The sequence below is a fragment of the Achromobacter agilis genome (assembly GCF_900496965.1).
GTDB lineage: Bacteria > Pseudomonadota > Gammaproteobacteria > Burkholderiales > Burkholderiaceae_B > Achromobacter > Achromobacter agilis.
Map to the genome: position 1 here is coordinate 428737 of NZ_UFQB01000001.1, position 20738 is coordinate 449474.

Annotated in this window: 15 protein-coding genes and 1 tRNA gene; 4 read left to right on the forward strand and 12 right to left on the reverse strand. The window is 63.8% G+C overall.

Features of this window, described 5'->3' with window-relative positions; all coding sequences use genetic code 11:
* Window positions 1–230: 230 nt before the first annotated feature.
* Window positions 231–932 carry a response regulator transcription factor gene (locus AGI3411_RS02120; RefSeq protein ID WP_129525752.1) on the reverse strand — a complete coding sequence of 234 codons (702 nt, stop codon included), beginning with the start codon at window positions 930–932 and terminating at the stop codon, window positions 231–233.
* Between the two features lie 257 nt (window positions 933–1189).
* Here AGI3411_RS02120 and AGI3411_RS02125 point away from each other — a divergent pair, with 257 nt between their 5' ends.
* From AGI3411_RS02125 to AGI3411_RS02135, 3 genes are read left to right on the forward strand one after another with little or no spacing between them, the layout of a single operon-like run.
* The gene (locus AGI3411_RS02125) at window positions 1190–1906 is read left to right on the forward strand and encodes a response regulator transcription factor (protein WP_129525753.1); all 717 of its coding nucleotides are present in this window, start codon (window positions 1190–1192) and stop codon (window positions 1904–1906) included.
* Between the two features lie 35 nt (window positions 1907–1941).
* Window positions 1942–3051: a FecR domain-containing protein gene (locus AGI3411_RS02130; protein WP_129525754.1), complete on the forward strand. Its 1110-nt coding sequence runs from the start codon at window positions 1942–1944 to the stop codon at window positions 3049–3051.
* Window positions 3052–3082: 31 nt separating this feature from the next.
* On the forward strand, window positions 3083–5395 hold the full coding sequence (locus AGI3411_RS02135) for a CHASE2 domain-containing protein (RefSeq protein ID WP_129525755.1): 2313 nt from the start codon (window positions 3083–3085) through the stop codon (window positions 5393–5395).
* Between the two features lie 34 nt (window positions 5396–5429).
* On the opposite strand, the gene AGI3411_RS02140 is transcribed toward AGI3411_RS02135, so the two are convergent.
* Window positions 5430–6698: a serine/threonine-protein kinase gene (locus AGI3411_RS02140; protein WP_129525756.1), complete on the reverse strand. Its 1269-nt coding sequence runs from the start codon at window positions 6696–6698 to the stop codon at window positions 5430–5432.
* Between the two features lie 156 nt (window positions 6699–6854).
* Between AGI3411_RS02140 and AGI3411_RS02145 the strand changes: the two genes are divergently transcribed.
* The gene (locus AGI3411_RS02145; protein ID WP_129525757.1) at window positions 6855–7250 is read left to right on the forward strand and encodes a TssQ family T6SS-associated lipoprotein; all 396 of its coding nucleotides are present in this window, start codon (window positions 6855–6857) and stop codon (window positions 7248–7250) included.
* 129 nt (window positions 7251–7379) lie between these two features.
* Here the strand turns inward: AGI3411_RS02145 and rpoC are convergent, their stop codons facing one another.
* From rpoC to tuf, 10 genes are all read right to left on the reverse strand, one after another.
* Window positions 7380–11624 carry a DNA-directed RNA polymerase subunit beta' gene (rpoC, locus tag AGI3411_RS02150; protein ID WP_129525758.1) on the reverse strand — a complete coding sequence of 1415 codons (4245 nt, stop codon included), beginning with the start codon at window positions 11622–11624 and terminating at the stop codon, window positions 7380–7382.
* Window positions 11624–15736 (reverse strand): DNA-directed RNA polymerase subunit beta, encoded by a 4113-nt coding sequence (gene rpoB / locus AGI3411_RS02155; RefSeq protein WP_129525759.1) that lies wholly within the window; start codon window positions 15734–15736, stop codon window positions 11624–11626. Before rpoB ends, rpoC begins: the two co-directional genes overlap by 1 nt.
* Window positions 15737–15899: 163 nt before the next feature.
* The gene (rplL, locus tag AGI3411_RS02160; protein ID WP_013397031.1) at window positions 15900–16280 is read right to left on the reverse strand and encodes a 50S ribosomal protein L7/L12; all 381 of its coding nucleotides are present in this window, start codon (window positions 16278–16280) and stop codon (window positions 15900–15902) included.
* Between the two features lie 81 nt (window positions 16281–16361).
* Complete coding sequence (gene rplJ, locus AGI3411_RS02165; protein WP_129525760.1) at window positions 16362–16886, reverse strand: 50S ribosomal protein L10; 525 nt, start codon at window positions 16884–16886, stop codon at window positions 16362–16364.
* A gap of 270 nt (window positions 16887–17156) precedes the next feature.
* On the reverse strand, window positions 17157–17852 hold the full coding sequence (gene rplA / locus AGI3411_RS02170) for a 50S ribosomal protein L1 (protein WP_129525761.1): 696 nt from the start codon (window positions 17850–17852) through the stop codon (window positions 17157–17159).
* 2 nt (window positions 17853–17854) lie between these two features.
* Entirely contained in the window at window positions 17855–18286 is a 432-nt protein-coding gene (gene rplK / locus AGI3411_RS02175) for a 50S ribosomal protein L11 (protein WP_006389587.1), read from the reverse strand.
* 66 nt (window positions 18287–18352) lie between these two features.
* Window positions 18353–18886: a transcription termination/antitermination protein NusG gene (gene nusG, locus AGI3411_RS02180; protein WP_006389586.1), complete on the reverse strand. Its 534-nt coding sequence runs from the start codon at window positions 18884–18886 to the stop codon at window positions 18353–18355.
* A 9-nt stretch (window positions 18887–18895) separates the two neighbouring features.
* The gene (gene secE, locus AGI3411_RS02185) at window positions 18896–19276 is read right to left on the reverse strand and encodes a preprotein translocase subunit SecE (protein ID WP_006389585.1); all 381 of its coding nucleotides are present in this window, start codon (window positions 19274–19276) and stop codon (window positions 18896–18898) included.
* Between the two features lie 64 nt (window positions 19277–19340).
* A tRNA-Trp gene (locus tag AGI3411_RS02190) sits at window positions 19341–19416 on the reverse strand.
* Between the two features lie 130 nt (window positions 19417–19546).
* A complete protein-coding gene (gene tuf, locus AGI3411_RS02195; RefSeq protein WP_129525751.1) occupies window positions 19547–20737 on the reverse strand; it encodes an elongation factor Tu in 1191 nt (396 codons plus the stop codon).
* Window position 20738: the final 1 nt, after the last annotated feature.

A 20738-nucleotide genomic window follows, 5' to 3' on the forward strand; every position in this document is an offset into this window, starting at 1 on the left:
GGGCGCACTGTCAAAGAATTTTGTAAATCCCGCGAGGCCGCGCGTTGCCGGCAGAAGACGGCCTGTTAGGCGCCAGTCATGAGAATTGGGGCCATATAGTTGGGCATTCCGGATGGGAATCCAGGACATATCCGGGGGAAATCCGGGAACAAAACCGAATCCGCGCCCGAGGCCGCGGGCAGCTGCGGCGAGGGTCCAGTGTACCCGCCCCTCGCCTTTCTTTCTATCTGCTATTGGTCGGCGAAAAGATAGCCGCTGCCGTAGACCGTGCGGATCGGCAGTATCACGCCGGCCAGTTCGGCCTTGCGGCGCAGCCGGCTGACGATCACGTCGATGCTGCGGGACCCGCTGGCCCTTGCGGTGCCGCCCTCGACCTGCAGTTCTTCGCCCAATTCGGACCGTCCGACCGCCCTGCCCGCCACGTCCAGCAGCGAACGCACGATCAGGCGCTCGTTGGCCGACAGCGAGATGGTCGTTCCCGAAGGCGCGGCCAGCGTCCAGCCCTGGTCGCGCAGTTCCCATTGGCCATTCGCGGGCGTGTCTCCCAGGGCCTCGTCCAGCCCCGCGGGCAGGCGGCGCGCCAGGGACAGCAGGATGCAGGCCAGCTCGCGCGGATCCTGCGGCTCGGGAAGGCAGGCGTCCGCGCCGCTTTGCAGGCAGCGCAGCCGGCTATCCAAGGACAGGTTGCTTCCCGTCACCACGATACCCAGGGACGAAGCGCCGCGCAGCCGCGCCACGAGGGCATAGCCGATTTCTCCCAGCGTCCCGACGTCCAGGACCACCACGTCGTAGACGCCGCCGTTAAGCAATCCGAACAATTCCAGGGACGTAGAGCAGCCGCGGGCGGAAATGCCGGCCTGCAGCAAAGCGGACACAGCGACCCCGCGGGCCGCTTCGTCCGGTGACATCATAAGTATGCGCAATTGATTCATAGTTGTTCCACCCAGCCAATTCAACCCGCTCACTTCAGTGCTGCCGGCGATGGGGCGATTGAGACAGTGTGGCGCGCTGCCACGCAACAACTCCAGTCAAGATTCGTCAACTTTGCAATGTTTGACAGTTCTTGGCATAACGTAGCCATCGGGGACACTACCCGAGTTATCATTCGTCTACTCGAATTCCCTTACCCTCTTGCAGTAGGGCGCCTTAGCGCGCGCTTGCGTAGCAAACCTTCGCGAGAACACGTCTGATGAAAATCGCGTCGCTGGAAGATGACCTGGACCAAGCACGCCGCATCCAGCAAGTCTTGACCACCGCGGGCTACACCTGCACCAGTTACCATCAAAGCCGGGATCTTCTGGCCGCATTGCGCGCCGAGCGCTTCGACCTGGTACTGCTGGACTGGCACTTGCCTGATATCGACGGCGACGATGTAGTGCGCTGGCTGCGCGCCAATATCGGCCCACGCATACCGGTCATTTTCCTGACCAACCGTTCCAGCGAGGACGATCTGGTGGAAGGCCTGCGCGCCGGCGCCGACGACTACATCGTCAAGCCCTTGCGCCCCCAGGAATTGTTGGCCCGCGTCGCGGCATTGCTGCGCCGCAGCCAGATCGCCGAGCCGGCCAACGACGGATTCGACGTCGCGCGCTACAGCATCGAACCCGCTGCCCGCGTGATCTCGCTGGATTCCACCCCGGTCGCGCTGGCGCCGAAGGAATTCGACCTGGCGCTGCTGTTCTTCCGCAATATCGGCCGCCTGATGTCGCGCGACGTCCTGGCCGAATGCGTCTGGAACCGGGAAATCCCCGCCACCTCCCGCACCCTGGACACGCATTTGTCGAACATTCGGCAAAAGCTCCAGCTGCGTCCCGAGCATGGCGTGCGCCTCTCTTCCTCTTACGCCCTCGGCTACCGGCTCGAGCTGGCCAGCCCGGCCGAGGACGTTCCCCCCAATCCGCAGTAAGTGCGCCCCCGCGCATTCCCGGAGAATTGATCGACATGAGCCGCTGCCGCGCGCTTTCTTTGCTTGTCCTGATGTCCTGCCTGATGCTCACGGCCCCGGCGCGCAGCCAGCCGGCCGGCGCGCTTGGAGACAATTTCATCTATCGGGTCCGCCAAGGCGACACCCTGATCGACCTTGCCACCCGGTACACGCGCAACGAGGCCAATTGGAACCACCTGCAGACACTGAACCGGGTCGTCACGCCGGAACTCCTGCCCGTGGGCCTGGAACTGCGCATCCCGCTTTCCATGATCCCGGAACGCGCCGCCAACGCGCGCGTGGTGCACGTCAGCGGCCAGGCGGACATCGATGGCAAATCCCTGCGGACCGGTGACACCGTGGCCGAAGGCAGCACCGTCGCCACGGCTGCCAACGGTTTCGTCACGCTGGAATTGGCCGACGGCTCCAAGCTGACCCTGCCTGCCGGCGGAGCGGTCGAGCTGACCCGCCTGCGCCAATTCGAAGGCACCTCGCTGACCGACTCGATCGTCCAGGTGCGGCGGGGCGGGGTCGAGTCTTCCGTGGCCCCCGCAGGAGAAGGCGTCGGCCGCTTCGAAGTCCGTACCCCGGTCGCAGTGACCGGCGTGCGCGGCACGCGGTTCCGGGTGCAAAGCAGCGAACACGGCGTGCACAGCGAAGTGCTGGAAGGCAGCGTGCGCCTGCAACCCCATGCGCCGGGCGCCCGCCCCGACAAGCCGGTCGCGGTAGCCAAGGGCTATGGCGCGGCGGTCGGCGCGGATGGCGTCGTCTCGGGTGTGCGTACCCTGCTCGACGCGCCGCAGCTGGGCGAGCCGGCACGCGCGGGTGGCGGCGCCTGGACCGCCGACGTGTCTCCCGTGGCCGGCGCGCAAAGCTACCTGGTGCGCGTATCGCGCGATGCCGAGGGCACGTTGCCGGTATCGTCGGCAAGATTCCCCGGCACCGACATCCGCTTTTCCGCGCCCGGACCTGGCACCTATTACGTATCGGTGCGCGCGGTCGACGACCTGGGCCTGAGCGGCAAGGACGCGATCGCGACCTTCGAAGGCGCGAACCAGCTCATGACTTCCTACGGTCTGGGCGTGGCAAGCGGCACGGGCGGCTTCATCACGCTCACCGAGTACTAGGGCCCGCCGCCGGCACCCGGGAAGAAACCTCATGGCCACCGCCGATCCGCCGGACCGGACCTCGCGCTCAGGGCTGTGGCTGACGATAGCGCTGGCGGTATTGGCTGCGGTTCTGGGCTCTCTGAACGGCCTTGGCCGTTTCGACCAGATTCTCTATGACCGCGCCGTATCGGCGACCGGCCGCGCCGCCGACCCCGACATTCTGATCGTGGCGATCGATGACACCAGCATCGACGCCCTGGGACGCTGGCCCTGGCGGCGCGCGGTCCACGCCGCGTTGCTGGACCGGCTGCACGGGGCGCGAGCAGTAGGAATGGACCTGATCTTCGCGGAAGCGGACACGGTCAACCCCAACGACGACCGCATCCTTGCCGACAGCATCCGGCGCAACGGGCGCACCGTCCTGCCAGTCGTGCTGGACCGGCTCAACCGCCCTTCGAGCGTCAGCACCCCCCTCCCGGACCTGGAGGCGGCAGCGGCCTCGAAAGGTTTCATCAACGCGCGGATCGACCCCGACGGCGCCGTCCGCGAGGCGGTATTGACCGCGCAGGTGGCCGGCGAACGCTGGAACCACATGGCCATATCGATGCTGGAAGTCGGAGGCGAAGCGCAGCGCGCGCAAAGCCTCCTGCGGCGCGCCCGGCCGGACGGCAGCATCCTGATTCCTTACGCCGGGCCCACCGCCCACGTGCGCACGGTGCCGTATCTTTCTGTGCTGCGCGGGGACCTGTCGCCGGAAGCGCTGCGCGGCAAATACGTGCTGATCGGCGCGTGGGCCACCGGCTTGGGCGATGCCTATCCGACGCCCGTCTCCCACGAGGTCAGCGGCATGGCGGGGGTCGAGATCATCGCGAACCTGCTGCAGGCGGCGCGCGACGGCATCATTTTCCAGCAACCTCCTGCGTGGTGGAACGGGTTGTTCTCGGCGCTGCCTGTGCTGCTGGCCTGCCTTGCCCTGTGGCGCTTGTCGCCCAAGCGGGCCCTGCTGGTGTGCGTCGCACTGCTGGCCGCGATCCTCGTGGCCGCACTGTTGCTGCTTGCCTACGGTAATTTCTGGTTCGCCCCGACCGCGGCGCTCCTGGGGGTTGCGCTGTGCTATCCGTTATGGAGCTGGCGCAGCCAGGAGGCGGCGCTGCGCTACATGGATAACGAGCTGCGCCGCCTGCAGCGCGAGTATCCGCCGGTGCTGAACGAGGCCCGCGCACAGGCTGCGGGGCCCAGCGCGTCGCTCGAAAGCCGCGTCGGCGAATTGCGCCGGGCCCTGGCACGCGTGCGCAACCTGCGGCGCTTCCTGGCCGACGGCCTGGACGGCATGCCCGACGCCACGCTTGTCTTCGACCAGGACGGCCGCATGCGATTCCGCAACCAGGCCGCCGTCATGTATTTCCAGCGGCTGGGCATGCGCCCTCCCCGCGTCGGCCGCCCGGCCATCCACCTGCTCGAGAAGACTATCTCCGATCCCGCCACGCGGCAGCGCGTCGTCGAGGCGCTGAACGGCCAGGGGCCGGTCGTGGGAACGTCGCCGTGGAGCGCAGACCTCGAACTGCGCGACGGCGCCGGGCGCGACCTCATCCTGAAGTGCGCCCCCATCCATACCGCCGAAGGAAACTTCGCCGGCACGGTCGCCACGCTGACCGACATCTCGCGCATCCGTCAGGCCGAACGCCAGCGCGAAGAGACGCTGCGCTTCATCTCGCACGACATGCGCGCACCCCAGAGCTCGATCCTGGCGCTGGTGGAGATGAAGCAGGAGGGCGGATCGCAGGAAGGGCAAAGCGAGACGCTCACGCGCATCGCGACGCTGGCCCGGCGCACGCTGCACCTGGTCGACGATTTCGTGCACCTGACGCGCGCCGAGTCGATGACCATCAGCGCGGTGGAGCTGGATCTGAGCAGCCTGCTGCAGGACGCCGTAGACGAGTTCTGGGCCTCGGCGCAAAAGCGCGGCATCGCGCTGGAGCTCCGGTTGCCGCTCCCCGTCGCCTACATCCGAGGCGATCAGACCCTGCTCATGCGCGCGCTGTGCAACCTGATCGACAATGCGATCAAGTACAGCCCCCCGCAAACTCGCATCGAGTGCGGCATCGGCGAAGCGCCCGGTTTCTGGCGGGTCGGCATACACGATCAAGGCCACGGCATCGCAGCCGAGGATCAGGCCCGCTTGTTCGAGCCATTTTCGCGCGTGGGGGTCGAAACCCGCGGCGACGTGGGCGGCGCGGGCCTCGGGTTGGCATTCGTGCGCACCGTGGCCGAGCGCCACGGCGGCTCCGTGGAAGTGAGCAGCGAACTGGGCGCCGGCTCGACCTTCACGCTGCGCCTGCCGATGGCGCCAGAGGCGCCCTAGTGTCGGCTCAAGGGCGCTCCAGCCGCCCGGCCGCCTACTGGAAGGTGTGCGAAATCACCGCCGGCCGCCCAGCCTTGACCTCCAGGGTCGCTCGGTACGGCGGCAGATTCGCATTGCGCAGCACCACCTGGTACTTGCCCGGAATCAGCCTGAGTTCCTTGACGGGCGGGCTGATGCCACGCGCTACCCCGTTGATCCACACTTCTCCCCAGGGACGGATATCCAGCCGCACCAGTACGGGCACAGGCTTGGGCTTGGCAGGCTCGTCAGCCGCGGCGGCAGACGTGTCGGGGAGCGCGGACGCCGGCGGCGTCTGAGGCGCGGGCGGCGCTTCGGCGGGCGGTGCGTCGGCGGGCGGCGCGGCAGGAGCCGGTGCAGGCGTTTCCGCGGATCCTGCGCCGGCCGAAGCCTGGCCCGGGAGCACGGGCGGCGGCTGGGGCGCGGGCACGGGAGCAGCCTGCGGCGCCACTTGCGGTAAAGGATGGACGACGGGCGGATTCGGCTGGACGACTTCGGAGCGGGTAATCAGGGCATTCGGCTCGCCAAGGCCCGACGCCAGCCAGGCATAGACACCCGCGCCGGCCAATGCCGCGATGAACAGCAGCCACAAGAGGACACGACGCGCGCGCGCGGGCCGGCGCTCCGAGGCGGCCGCCGCTGCCGGCACAGTATGGGCCGCAACCGCCTCGGCGGCATCGGCCTGGGCAGGCACCGTCTCGAGTTCCGCGGCAACACCCAGCATCTCCGCCAGGCCGGCCAGCGTTTGCGGGCGGTCGGCCGGCGCCATCGACAGGCCGGCGTCGATCACGGACAGGAACTCATGGCTGTATTTCGGCAAACCCAGGGAGGCGAGCGGTTCGTAGGTGTCGGCCGCGCGGCGCTCGGGTGCAGGCGGGGGACGGCACCCGATGACCAGCGCATGCATCACCGCGCACAGGGCGTAGATATCGCTCCAGGGGCCGCGCGGCCATTCCATGGAATCGGTATAGAGCTCGAACGGCGCAAAACCGGCGGTCGGGGTACGGCTGACGCGGCGCGAGCGCGCCACGATCAGCTCCGGCACCAGATGCGCCCGCGCGTTCTCGTCCATTCCCACCGTTTCCAGGGAAATGTCACCACAGATTTCGCCCTGCGCATGCAGGGATATGAGGGACGGCAAAAGATCCGACAGGAGCCGCTTGATGCGCGCCTCCGGGACGCCCCCCGCCGCGCTGGCGGCGATGGCGCTCAATGGACGCAGCGCAAGCGGCGCGGCGCCGGAGAATGGGCCACGCGGCGTCAGCAGGCCGGCGGAAGGAGACATGATTGAAAGTTGCGCCACGGCGCGAATACAGATTGAAAAGTGAATAGGGCGAATATTATCGAATCCGCTACGCAAGGACATTGCCGAAAATGTCCGAGCGCATCAGGCTGTGGCACGATAGCGTACGGCCCCATCATCCTACCCCTTTGGAAGTCCATGAAAATTCGCATCCTGAGTAGTCTGCTTGGCTTATCCGCCCTCCTGACGGGTTGCGCCGGCATCACCTCCCTGAAACCGGAGGGGCCGCCGACCGCGGAAGCGCTGGAGCAATTGCAACAAGTGCGCGACAAGTACGGCGCGGGCCGCTATGGGGAAGTCATCCGCACCGTGGCCACGTCCGATACCCTGGCCACGTCCACCAAGGCCGTGCGCATCGAAGCGTACAAGTTGCAGGCATTCAGCTACTGCGTCAGCAAGTATGCGCAGCTTTGCGAAGACAGTTTCTCCCGCATCCTCGCCCTGGATCCGGCTTTCGTGCTGGCGCCCAACGAAGCCGGCCATCCCGTCTGGGGGCCCGTCTTCCAGCGCGCCCAGGCGCAGGCGTCGAAGTAATCCTCTCGCGTGAAAAGCGTTCCCGGAACGTCCTGGGGGCGAAAAAAAGGCCGCTGATTCGCATCAGCGGCCTTTTTGCTTGCCGGGCTCCCGCGCACGGCGGCGCGGGAATCCTGCCGGGAGTTCCGCTTATTCGGCGGAGTCCTCGGCGCCCAGATCAGCGGCAGGCGTTTCCGCATCCGAGCCCACCGTGACCGGCGAGTCTTCGAACGGGTTGGCCTGCTGGCGGGCGGCTTCGCGTTCCGCCGCCTCCAGCGCTTCCTTGTCGCGACGGGCATGGTGGTACGCCAGGCCGGTACCGGCCGGGATCAGACGGCCAACGATGACGTTTTCCTTCAAGCCGCGCAGGTCGTCGCGCTTGCCCATGATGGCAGCCTCGGTCAGGACCCGCGTGGTTTCCTGGAACGAAGCGGCCGAGATGAACGAGTCGGTCGACAGAGAAGCCTTCGTGATACCCAGCAGCACGTTGTCGTACGAGGCAGGACGGCGGTCTTCGGCCGTGACGCGATCGTTCTCGTTCAACAGCTCGGAGCGCTCGACCTGCTCGCCCGGGATGAACTCGGTATCGCCCGCGTCAACGATGTTCACACGGCGCAGCATCTGACGAACAATCACTTCGATGTGCTTGTCGTTGATCTTCACGCCCTGCAGACGGTACACGTCCTGCACTTCGTCGACGATGTAGGTCGCCAGCTTCTCGATGCCCTGCAGGCGCAGGATGTCGTGGGGATCGGCCGGGCCGTCCACGATCATTTCGCCCTTGTTCACGACTTGGCCGTCGTGCACCAGCACCTGCTTTTCCTTCGGAATCAGGAACTCGTGGCTCACACCTTCCAGGTCGGTGATGACCAGGCGCTGCTTGCCCTTGGTGTCCTTGCCGAACGAGACCGTGCCGGTGACGTCGGCCAGCATGCCGGCGTCCTTCGGCGAACGGGCTTCGAACAGCTCGGCCACGCGCGGCAGACCGCCGGTAATGTCGCGGGTCTTTTGCGATTCCTGCGGAATACGCGCCAGGACTTCACCCACAGCGACCTGCTGGCCGTCGCGCACGGTGATCAGCGCGCCAACCGGGAACGAGATGTTCACCGAATGGTCGGTGCCGGCGATCTTGACGTCTTCGCCGTTCTCGTTGACCAGCTTGATCTGCGGACGCATGACGATCTTGCCGCCACGGGTCTTGGGCGTGATGACGACGAGCGTCGACAGGCCGGTAACTTCGTCCACCTGCTTGGCAACGGTCACGCCCTCTTCGATGTTCTCGAAGCGGACGGCGCCACCGTATTCCGACACGATCGGACGGGTCAGCGGATCCCACGTCGCCAGACGGGCGCCAGCCTTCACGGCTTCGCCATCGCCCACCAGCACGGTTGCGCCGTACGGGATCTTGTGGCGTTCGCGTTCGCGGCCGTTGTCGTCGAAGATCGCCAGTTCGCCGGAGCGCGAGATCGCCACGCGTTCGCCCTTGGCGTTGGTGACGTAGCGCATCGTGCTGGCAAAGCCCACGGTACCGCTGGACTTGGTTTCCACCGCGCTGGCCAGGGCCGAACGCGACGCCGCGCCACCGATGTGGAACGTACGCATCGTGAGCTGCGTGCCCGGTTCGCCGATGGACTGGGCGGCGATGACGCCAACCGCTTCGCCCTGGTTGACCGGGGAGCCGCGGCCGAGATCGCGGCCGTAGCAGTGCGCGCACAGGCCGTGACGCGTTTCGCACGTCAGCGGCGTGCGGACCTTGACTTCGTCCACGCCGATGCGGTCAATGGTGTCGACCAGGTCTTCGTCCAGCAGGGTGCCGGCGACGATGGCCGTTTCCTGCGTGTCCGGGTTGACGATGTCAACGGCAGCCACGCGGCCCAGGATGCGGTCGCGCAACGGTTCGATGACTTCGCCGCCTTCGACCAGGGCTTTCATGTTGTAGCCCTGCGAGGTGCCGCAATCGTCTTCGGTAATGACCAGGTCCTGCGTCACGTCGACCAGACGACGGGTCAGGTAGCCCGAGTTGGCGGTCTTCAGCGCCGTATCGGCCAGACCCTTACGCGCGCCGTGAGTCGAGATGAAGTACTGGAGTACGTTCAGGCCTTCACGGAAGTTCGCGGTAATCGGCGTTTCGATAATGGAGCCGTCCGGCTTGGCCATCAGGCCGCGCATACCGGCCAGCTGGCGGATCTGGGCGGCCGAACCGCGGGCGCCCGAGTCAGCCATCATGTAGATGGAGTTGAACGATTCCTGGCGCACTTCCTCGCCGTGACGGTTGGTCACGGGTTCGGTGGCCAGCTGTTCCATCATCGCCTTGCCGACCTTGTCGCCGGCCTTGCCCCAGATGTCCACCACGTTGTTGTAGCGTTCCTGGGACGTGACCAGACCCGACGAGTACTGCTTGTCGATTTCCTTCACTTCACGGCTGGCTTCGGCCAGGATGCCTTCCTTGGCGGTCGGGATCAGCATGTCGCCCATGGCGATCGAGATACCGCCGCGGGTAGCCAGGCGGAAGCCCGACTGCATCAGCTTGTCGGCGAAGATAACCGTGTCGCGCAGGCCGCAACGGCGGAACGACTGGTTGATCAGGCGCGAGATTTCCTTCTTCTTCAGCGCCTTGTTCAGGACGGTGAAGGGCAGGCCCTTGGGCAGGATCTCGGACAGCAGCGCGCGGCCGACCGTCGTTTCGTGACGGCGGATGACCGGCTGCCAATCGCCGTTTTCGTCGCGCTCGTGCTCCTTCAGGCGCACGGTGATGCGGGTTTGCAGTTCGACTTCACCGTTGTCATAGGCGCGCTGGACTTCAGCGACGTCCATGAAGAAGATGCCTTCGCCCTTGCCGTTGATACGTTCGCGGGTCGTGTAGTACAGACCCAGCACGATCTCCTGCGACGGCACGATCGACGGTTCGCCGTTGGCCGGGAACAGCACGTTGTTGGACGCCAGCATCAGCGTGCGGGCTTCCAGCTGGGCTTCCAGCGACAGCGGCACGTGGACGGCCATCTGGTCACCGTCGAAGTCGGCGTTGAACGCCGCGCAAACCAGCGGGTGCAGCTGGATGGCCTTGCCTTCGATCAGGACGGGCTCGAACGCCTGGATGCCCAAACGGTGCAGCGTGGGCGCACGGTTCAGCATGACCGGGTGTTCGCGGATGACTTCTTCCAGGATGTCCCAGACCACCGGTTCCTGGCTTTCCACCAGCTTCTTGGCGGCCTTGATGGTCGTGGCCAGGCCCATCATCTCCAGACGATTGAAGATGAACGGCTTGAACAGTTCCAGGGCCATCAGCTTGGGCAGACCGCACTGGTGCAGCTTCAGCTGCGGACCCACCACGATGACCGAACGGCCCGAGTAGTCGACGCGCTTGCCCAGCAGGTTCTGGCGGAAGCGGCCGCTCTTGCCCTTGATCATGTCGGCCAGCGACTTCAACTGGCGCTTGTTGGCGCCCGTCATGGCCTTGCCGCGGCGACCGTTGTCCAGCAGCGAGTCGACGGCTTCCTGCAGCATCCGCTTTTCGTTGCGCAGGATGATTTCCGGCGCCTTGAGCTCCAGCAGACGCTTCAAGCGGTTGTTGCGGTTGATGACGCGGCGGTACAGGTCGTTCAGGTCGGAGGTCGCGAAACGGCCGCCGTCCAGCGGCACCAGCGGACGCAGGTCCGGCGGCAGCACGGGCAGCACTTCCATGACCATCCACTCGGCCTTGATGCCCGACTTCTGGAAGCCTTCCAGCACCTTCAGGCGCTTGGAGATCTTCTTGATCTTGGCTTCCGAGCTGGTGGCCTTCAGTTCGCCGCGCAGCGTTTCCACTTCGCGGTCGATGTCGATGGTGCGCAGCAGTTCGCGGACGGCTTCCGCGCCCATCAGGGCACGGAAATCGTCGCCGTATTCTTCCGTCTTGGCGAGGAAGTCGTCATCCGACATGATCTGACCGCGCTTGAGCGGCGTCATGCCGGGTTCGATCACGCACCAGGCTTCGAAGTACAGCACGCGTTCGATGTCGCGCAGGGTCATGTCGAGCACCATGCCCAGACGCGACGGCAGGCTCTTCAGGAACCAGATGTGCGCGACGGGGCTGGCCAGCTCGATGTGGCCCATGCGTTCACGGCGAACCTTGGCGACGGTGACTTCAACGCCGCACTTTTCGCAGATCACGCCGCGGTGCTTCAGGCGCTTGTACTTGCCGCACAAGCACTCGTAGTCCTTGATCGGGCCAAAGATCTTGGAGCAGAACAGGCCGTCGCGCTCGGGTTTGAACGTGCGGTAGTTGATGGTCTCGGGCTTGCGAACTTCGCCGTAGGACCACGAACGGATCTTCTCGGGCGAGGCGATGCCGATCTTGATGGCATCGAACTGCTCGTCTTGCGAGACTTGCTTAAAGAGGTCGAGTAGCGCTTTCATTAGTTACGCTCCAAATCCATGTCCAGGGCCAACGAGCGGATTTCCTTGACCAGCACGTTGAACGATTCCGGCATGCCGGCATCGATGACGTGATCGCCCTTGACGATGTTTTCGTATACCTTGGTACGGCCGGTGATGTCGTCGGACTTCACCGTCAGCATTTCCTGCAGGGTGTAGGCGGCGCCGTAGGCTTCCAGCGCCCACACTTCCATTTCCCCGAAACGCTGGCCGCCGAACTGCGCCTTGCCGCCCAGCGGTTGCTGGGTAACGAGCGAGTACGGACCCGTCGAACGCGCGTGCATCTTGTCGTCGACCAAGTGGTGCAGCTTCAGGTAGTGCATGTAGCCGACGGTCACGGGACGCTCGAACTGCTCGCCGGTGCGGCCGTCGAACAGCCACGCCTGCGTGCGCGAGGGCGTCAACGCCATGCGCTTGGCGACGTCGTCCGGGTAGGCCAGTTCCAGCATCGTGGTGATTTCCTCTTCGGTCGCGCCGTCGAAGACGGGAGTCGCGAACGGCACGCCGTTCTTGAGGTTCTGGGCCATTTCCATGACTTCTTCGTCGGTCAGCTCGTCGATGCGCGCGCCGGAGCCGGTCGTGTTGTAGACCTTGTCCAGGTAGGCACGGACGTTCTTGACCTGCGCGGTGCGCTCGTCGCGCAGCATGTCGGCGATGCGGTGGCCCACGCCCTTGGCAGCCCAGCCCAAGTGCACTTCCAGCACCTGGCCCACGTTCATCCGCGAGGGCACGCCCAGCGGGTTCAGAACGATGTCGGCCGGCGTGCCGTCAGCCATGTGCGGCATGTCTTCCACCGGGGTGATGCGCGAGACCACGCCCTTGTTGCCGTGACGGCCTGCCATCTTGTCGCCAGGCTGCAGACGACGCTTCACGGCCAGATAGACCTTGATCATCTTCAGCACGCCCGGGGGCAGCTCGTCGCCCTGCGTCAGCTTCTTGCGCTTCTCTTCGAAGGCCAGGTCGAACTGGTGACGCTTCTGCTCGAGCGATTCCTTGGCCTGCTCCAGCACGACAGCGTGCGGCTCATCGGCCAGGCGGATGTCGAACCACTGCCAGCGGTCCAGATCGGCCAGGTAGGCCTTGGTGATCGTGGCGCCCTTGGCCAGCTTGCGCGGACCGCCGTTGACGGTCTTGTTGACCAGCATCTTTTCGATACGGTCGAACTGGTCGTTTTCAACGATACGCAGCTGGTCGTTCAGGTCCTGGCGATAGCGGCGCAGTTCATCGTCGATGATGGACTGGGCGCGCTTGTCGCGCACGATGCCTTCACGCGTGAACACCTGCACGTCGATGACGGTGCCGGTCATGCCCGAGGGCACGCGCAGCGAGGTGTCCTTAACATCGGATGCCTTCTCGCCGAAGATGGCGCGCAGCAGCTTTTCTTCCGGCGTCAGCTGGGTTTCGCCCTTCGGCGTGACCTTGCCGACCAGCACGTCGTCGGCGCTGACTTCGGCGCCGATGTACGTGATGCCGGAATCGTCCAGGCGGTTCAGTTGCGTCTCAGCCAAGTTGCTGATGTCGCGCGTGATTTCTTCCGGACCGAGCTTCGTGTCGCGGGCAACAACCGTCAGTTCCTCGATGTGCGCCGAGGTGTAGCGATCGTCAGCCACAACCTTTTCGGAGATCAGGATCGAGTCTTCGAAGTTGTAGCCGTTCCAGGGCATGAACGCGATCAGCATGTTCTGGCCCAGGGCGAGTTCGCCCAGGTCCGTCGATGCGCCGTCAGCCAGCACGTCGCCCTTGGCGACGCGGTCGCCGCGCTTGACGATGGGACGCTGGTTGATGTTCGTGTTCTGGTTGGAACGCGTGTACTTGATCAGGTTGTAGATATCGACGCCGACTTCGCCAGCGACGTTTTCTTCGTCGTTCACGCGGATAACCACGCGTTCGGCGTCGACGTGGTCGACCAGGCCACCACGCAGCGCCTGCACGGTGGTGCCCGAGTCAACGGCCACGGTGCGCTCGATACCCGTACCCACGACCGGCTTTTCCGGACGCAGGCAAGGCACGGCCTGACGTTGCATGTTGGCGCCCATCAGCGCGCGGTTCGCGTCGTCGTGCTCCAGGAACGGAATCAGCGAGGCGGCGACCGACACGATCTGCGACGGGGCAACGTCCATGTAGTGCACGTTGGCGGGGGCGGTCAACATCGTTTCGCCAGCTTCACGGCAAGCGACCAGGTCGTCCACGAAACGGCCTTCTTCGTCGAGCGCGGCGTTGGCCTGCGCAATGACGTAGTGGCTTTCTTCGATGGCCGAGAGGTAATCGATCTGCTCGCTGACGCGGCCGTCGATGATCTTGCGGTAAGGCGTTTCCAGGAAGCCGTACTCGTTCAGGCGAGCGTACAGCGCCATGGAGTTGATCAGGCCGATGTTCGGGCCTTCCGGCGTTTCGATCGGGCAGACGCGGCCGTAGTGGGTCGGGTGCACGTCACGGACTTCGAAGCCGGCGCGCTCGCGGGTCAGACCGCCCGGGCCCAGTGCGGAAACACGGCGCTTGTGCGTGATTTCCGACAAGGGGTTGGTCTGGTCCATGAACTGCGACAGCTGGCTCGAACCGAAGAACTCCTTGATGGCGGCCGAGATCGGCTTGGAGTTGATCAGGTCGTGCGGCATCAGGTTTTCCGTCTCGGCCTGGCCCAGACGTTCCTTGACGGCGCGCTCGACACGCACGAGGCCGGCACGGAACTGGTTCTCGGCCAGTTCGCCGACGCAACGCACGCGGCGGTTGCCCAGGTGATCGATGTCATCGATCTGGCCACGGCCGTTACGCAGCTCGACCAGCACCTTGATGGTTTCAAGGATGTCTTCGTTGGTCAGCGTCATCGGGCCGGTGGTGTCTTCACCACGGCCGAGGCGGCTGTTGACCTTCATGCGGCCGACGCGCGACAGATCGTACGTTTCTTCGCTGTAGAACAGGCGCTGGAACAGGGCTTCCACCGCTTCTTCGGTGGGGGGCTCGCCAGGACGCATCATGCGGTAGATAGCGACGCGCGCGGCCATCTGGTCGGCGGTTTCGTCGGTGCGCAGCGTCTGCGAGATGTACGGACCACGGTCCAGGTCGTTCGTGTAGAGCGTCTGGATGTCGTGGACGTTGCCGGCGCGCAGGGCGCCCAGCACGCTTTCGGTAATCTCGTCGTTGGCGTTGGCGATGACTTCGCCGGTGTCCGGATCAACGATGTTCTTGGCCAGCACACGGCCGTACAGGAAGTCTTCCGGCACGGAGATGCGCTGGATGCCGCCGGCAGCCAGGTCGCGCAGGTGCTTCGCGTTGATGCGCTTGTCCTTCTCGACGATGACCTTGCCAGCGCGGTCCGAGATGTCGAAACGGGCCATCTCGCCCTTCCAGCGCTCGGGCACGAATTCCATCATCGCGCCTTCGCTCTTCAGTTCGAAGTTGTCGAAGTCGAAGAAGTTGGCCAGGATCGATTCCGGCGTCATGCCGATCGCCTTGCACAGGATCGTGACGGGCATCTTGCGGCGACGGTCGACGCGGAAGAACAGGACGTCCTTCGGGTCGAATTCGAAGTCCAGCCACGAACCGCGGTAGGGAATCACGCGGGCCGAGAACAGAAGCTTGCCGGAGCTGTGCGTTTTGCCGCGGTCATGTTCGAAGAACACGCCAGGCGAACGGTGCAGCTGCGACACGATGACACGCTCGGTGCCATTGATGACGAAGGAACCCGTGCCCGTCATGAGCGGAATTTCGCCCATGTAGACTTCCTGTTCCTTCACTTCCTTCACGGTGGGCTTGCTGACTTCGCGGTCAAGCAGCACCAGGCGGACCTTGGCTCGCAGGGGCGAAGCATAGGTCAGGCCACGTTGCTGACATTCCTTGACATCGAACACCGGTTCGCCGAGCACGTAGCTCACGAACTCCAAGCGCGCCATACCGTTGTGACTAACGATCGGGAAAATCGACGAAAACGCCGCCTGCAAACCGTCGGCTACGCGATCGGACGGGGCGGTATCCGCCTGCAGGAAAGTTAGGTAGGATTGAAGCTGTGTCGCCAACAGGAAAGGAACGTTTTGAACGTCTTCACGCTTGGCGAAGCTTTTGCGGATGCGCTTTTTTTCGGTGTACGAGTAAGGCATGAGCACTCCGACTCGAGGTTGCATGGGCCGTCAACCACGGCCCCAGGTGATACGACTCCAGGAAACCCCCCTGAAAAGGGCATGCCCCCAGTAGGGGTTTCCTGGAAACGCAAAAGCCCGGGGACTGCAAACTGCGCTGTCCCCGGGCAAGTTGACGCAGGTCTTACTTGACTTCGACCTTGGCGCCAGCTTCTTCCAGCTTCTTCTTGGCGGCTTCGGCGTCAGCCTTGGCCACAGCTTCCTTGACGGGCTTCGGAGCGCCGTCAACCAGGTCCTTGGCTTCCTTCAGACCCAGACCGGTCAGTTCGCGCACGGCCTTGATGACGCTAACCTTGTTGGCGCCAGCTTCGGTCAGGACGACGGTGAACTCGGTCTGCTCTTCAGCAGCGGCGGCAGCGCCACCAGCAGCGGGAGCAGCGACAGCGACAGCGGCGGCAGCAGCCGACACGCCGAACTTCTCTTCCATTTCCTTGATCAGCTCGGACAGCTCGAGCACGGTCATGCCAGCGATGGCGTCAAGGATTTCAGCTTTGTTAAGTGCCATTTTTCAGAACTCCAAATAATTTGGTAATGCCAGGGTTTGGGTGTCGCTCGGTCGTTCAGCGAATTCCGGACAGCAGGGCGATTAGGCCGCTGCCTTCTGGTCGCGCACGGCGGCGAGGCCACGGGCGAACTTGGTCGGAACTTCGTTGAGCGTACGCACGAATTGCGCGATGGGGGCTTGCATGGTGCCCAGCAGTTTCGAAAGCAACTCTTCGCGCGAGGGCATGGTGGCCAGGGCCTTCACACCTTCTTGGGTCAACAGGCTGTTGGGCAGCGAGCCCGCCTTGATGACCAGCTTGTCATTGCTCTTCGAGAAACCTGCGAGGACCTTGGCCGCCGCTACCGGATCAGCGCTGATACCGTAGATCAGCGGACCGGTCAGTTGCTCAGCCAACGGCTCGAAAGCCGTGCCGGCAACAGCACGACGGGCCAGCGAGTTCTTCAGAACACGCAGATACACGCCCGATTCACGCGCAGTTTTGCGCAGTACGGTGACAGAGGCGACGTCCAGACCACGGTACTCAGCGATAACAATCGATTGGGCCTTGGCGACTTCCGCCGAGACTTCCTCGATCACCACCGCTTTCTCTTGACGATTGAGACTCACGGTTTGAACACTCCATCAAAAGACGCTTGGGGCGAATGCCTTGCACGTCAACCGAATGCGGCGCCTGGTCGAGTTCTTCGTGTAAAGAAATCTTCCTGGGGACGCCGTCTACGCTGGATCCGAACTGTGTGAGCTTCGGGATTAAGCGGGGCAGCGGGACTGCCTTCCACACAAGCAAAGCGAGACGCTTGCTACCCTGCTCCAGCGGTCTTTGACAGCAGCATCCGGAGAAATCCGGATGCGGCCCAAAGTACGTTTACTACTGCCGGCTTAGGCCGACAGCGAGGCGATTTCCACGCGCGCACCGCCGCCCATCGTGGACGAAACGGCCAGCTTGCGCAGGTAAATGCCCTTGGCAGCTGCGGGACGAGCCTTTTGCAGGGCGTCGACCAGAGCGGCCAGGTTGGTTTGCAGCTGTTCCACGCCGAACGACGCGCGGCCGATCGTTGCGTGGATGATGCCAGCCTTGTCGGTACGGTACTGAACCTGACCGGCCTTGGCGTTCTTCACAGCGGTCGCGACGTCGGGCGTCACGGTGCCGACCTTCGGGTTCGGCATCAGGCCACGGGGGCCCAGGATCTGGCCCAGGGCACCCACGACACGCATCGTGTCGGGCGAGGCGATGACGACGTCGAAGTCCATCTGACCGGCCTTGATCTGGTCAGCCAGATCGTCCAGACCGACGATGTCGGCGCCAGCGGCCTTGGCGGCTTCAGCCTTTTCGCCTTGGGCGAACACGGCGACGCGGACCGACTTGCCGGTACCAGCGGGCAGCACGACCGAACCGCGGACCAGTTGGTCCGACTTCTTCGGGTCGATGCCGAGCTGAACGGCCACGTCAATGGATTCATTGAACTTGGCGACAGCGGTTTCCTTGACCAGGGTCAGGGCTTCAGCGACCGGGTACAGCTTGGTGCGGTCGATCTTTTGTGCAATAGCGGCGGCGCGCTTGGACAGTTTTGCCATGATTAGATCCCCTCAACCGTGATGCCCATGCTGCGGGCGCTGCCAGCGATCGTGCGCACGGCGGCATCCAGATCAGCGGCGGTCAGATCGGGGCCCTTGGCCTTGGCGATCTCTTCAGCTTGAGCGCGGGTCAGCGTGCCAACCTTGTCGGTATGCGGCTTGGACGAACCCTTTTGCACGCCAGCGGCCTTCTTGATGAGGACCGTCGCGGGCGGGGTCTTCATGATGAAGGTGAAGCTCTTGTCCGCGAAGGCGGTGATCACCACCGGAATCGGCAGACCGGGCTCCATGCCCTGGGTCTTGGCGTTGAACGCCTTGCAGAATTCCATGATGTTCAGGCCACGTTGACCCAGTGCCGGGCCAATCGGGGGGGAGGGGTTAGCCTTACCAGCCGGTACTTGCAGCTTGATAAAGCCGACGATCTTCTTCGCCATGCTTTGCTCCTTGCGGGTTATATCGCTTCGTACCGTTCAGGCCCGAAGCTCCCCGGGGGTTGAAAATTAGGTCTTTTCGACCTGACTGAAATCGAGTTCGACGGGCGTAGCGCGACCAAAAATGGTGACAGACACGCGCACCTTGCTCTTTTCGTAATTGACTTCTTCGACGTTGCCGTTGAAGTCTGCAAACGGACCTTCCTTGACCCGAACCATCTCGCCCACTTCGAACAGGATCTTGGGGCGGGGTTTCTCGACGCCCTCTTCCATCTGGGAGAGGATCTTCTCGACTTCCTTTTCGGAAATCGGGGTCGGACGGTTGCCCGAGCCACCCAAAAAGCCGGTGACGCGGTTCGTGTTCTTGACCAAGTGCCACGTTTCGTCGGTCAGGTCCATTTCAACCAGGACGTAACCGGGGAAAATGCGGCGCTCGGTAATCGACTTCTGACCACCCTTGACCTCGACGACTTCCTCGGAGGGCACAAGAATGCGGCCAAAAGACGTTTGCAGGCCTGCGCGCTCGATGCGCTCGTTCAGGGCCTTGTGTACGCTTTTTTCCATGCCGGAGTACACATGGACGACATACCAACGCTTACTCATTCGCCGTCCTTATTTCCAGCCCAACAACAGGCCGTAGAGAATCCATTCGATGCCCTTGTCGAGCACCCACATGAAAATGCCCATGACCGCCACAAACGCGAAAACGATGCCCGTCATCTGGGTCGTTTCCTTGCGCGTAGGCCACGAGACACGCTTGACTTCGTTGTAGGACTCGCTGGCGAAGCTCAAAGTGCGGCGGCCGGGCTCACTGAACCAGGCGATCACTGCTGCGATCACGAGGCCGCCGACGAACACGCCGATACGGGCAGGCATCGGCTGCGCGCTGAGCACGGAGAACCCGACGATGCCAGCAATAACGACAAGAACCGCCAGCCCGAGCTTCACCCGGTCGGCGGTACTGGTTACGGTTTCTACGCTGGTATTAGACATATTGCGACGCGAGCCGCCGTGAATGCGTAACTCGCGATGATCTCCCGCGGGTTTATCCTGGCGGTGGCAGGGGCAGTAGGAATCGAACCTACAACCTTCGGTTTTGGAGACCGACGCTCTGCCAATTGAGCTATGCCCCTAAAACACTACACTTGCACTACGGCTGCTTCCGCACTACATGCAATCGCTTGCGGAACCATACATCATACTACTTTTACGGCAAGAATGGATAGAGGGACGAAAAGTCCACTCTACCCATCCTGGTATTGCTTACTTCAGGATCTTGGCGACGACGCCGGCGCCGACGGTACGACCGCCTTCACGGATGGCGAAACGCAGGCCTTCTTCCATGGCGATCGGGGCCAGCAGCTTGACGGTCATCGTCACGTTGTCGCCCGGCAGAACCATTTCCTTGTCGGCCGGCAGGTCGATCGTACCCGTCACGTCCGTCGTGCGGAAGTAGAACTGGGGACGATAGCCGTTGAAGAACGGGGTGTGGCGGCCGCCTTCTTCCTTCGACAGGATGTACACCTCGGACGTGAAGTCCGTGTGCGGGGTGATCGAGCCCGGCTTGGCCAGAACTTGGCCGCGCTGAACGTCTTCACGCTTGGTGCCGCGCAGCAGGATGCCCACGTTGTCGCCAGCTTGACCTTGGTCCAGCAGCTTGCGGAACATTTCCACGCCGGTGCAGGTCGTCTTGACCGTCGGGACGATACCCACGATTTCGATTTCTTCGCCGACCTTGATGATGCCGCGTTCGATACGGCCGGTCACCACGGTGCCGCGACCCGAGATCGAGAACACGTCTTCAACAGGCATCAGGAACGCGCCGTCAACCGCGCGCTCAGGCGTCGGGATGTACGAATCCAGTGCTTGGGCCAGCGACAGGATCGCCTGTTCGCCCAGTTCGCCCTTGTCGCCTTCCAGCGCCAGCTTGGCCGAACCCTTCACGATCGGGGTGTCGTCGCCCGGGAAGTCGTACTTCGACAGCAGTTCGCGGACTTCCATTTCCACCAGCTCGAGCAGCTCGGCGTCGTCAACCATGTCGGCCTTGTTCAGGAAGACGATGATGTACGGCACGCCAACCTGGCGCGACAGCAGAATGTGTTCACGCGTTTGCGGCATCGGGCCGTCAGCGGCAGACACCACCAGGATCGCGCCGTCCATTTGCGCCGCGCCCGTGATCATGTTCTTCACATAGTCAGCGTGGCCCGGGCAGTCAACGTGCGCGTAGTGACGCGTTTCCGTTTCGTACTCGACGTGCGCCGTGTTGATCGTGATACCGCGTGCCTTTTCTTCAGGAGCCGCATCGATCTGGTCGTAGCCCTTGGCTTCGCCACCAAACTTGTTCGACAGAACGGTCGTGATCGCCGCCGTCAACGTCGTTTTGCCGTGGTCAACGTGACCAATCGTACCCACGTTCACGTGCGGCTTGGTACGTTCAAACTTGCCTTTTGCCATG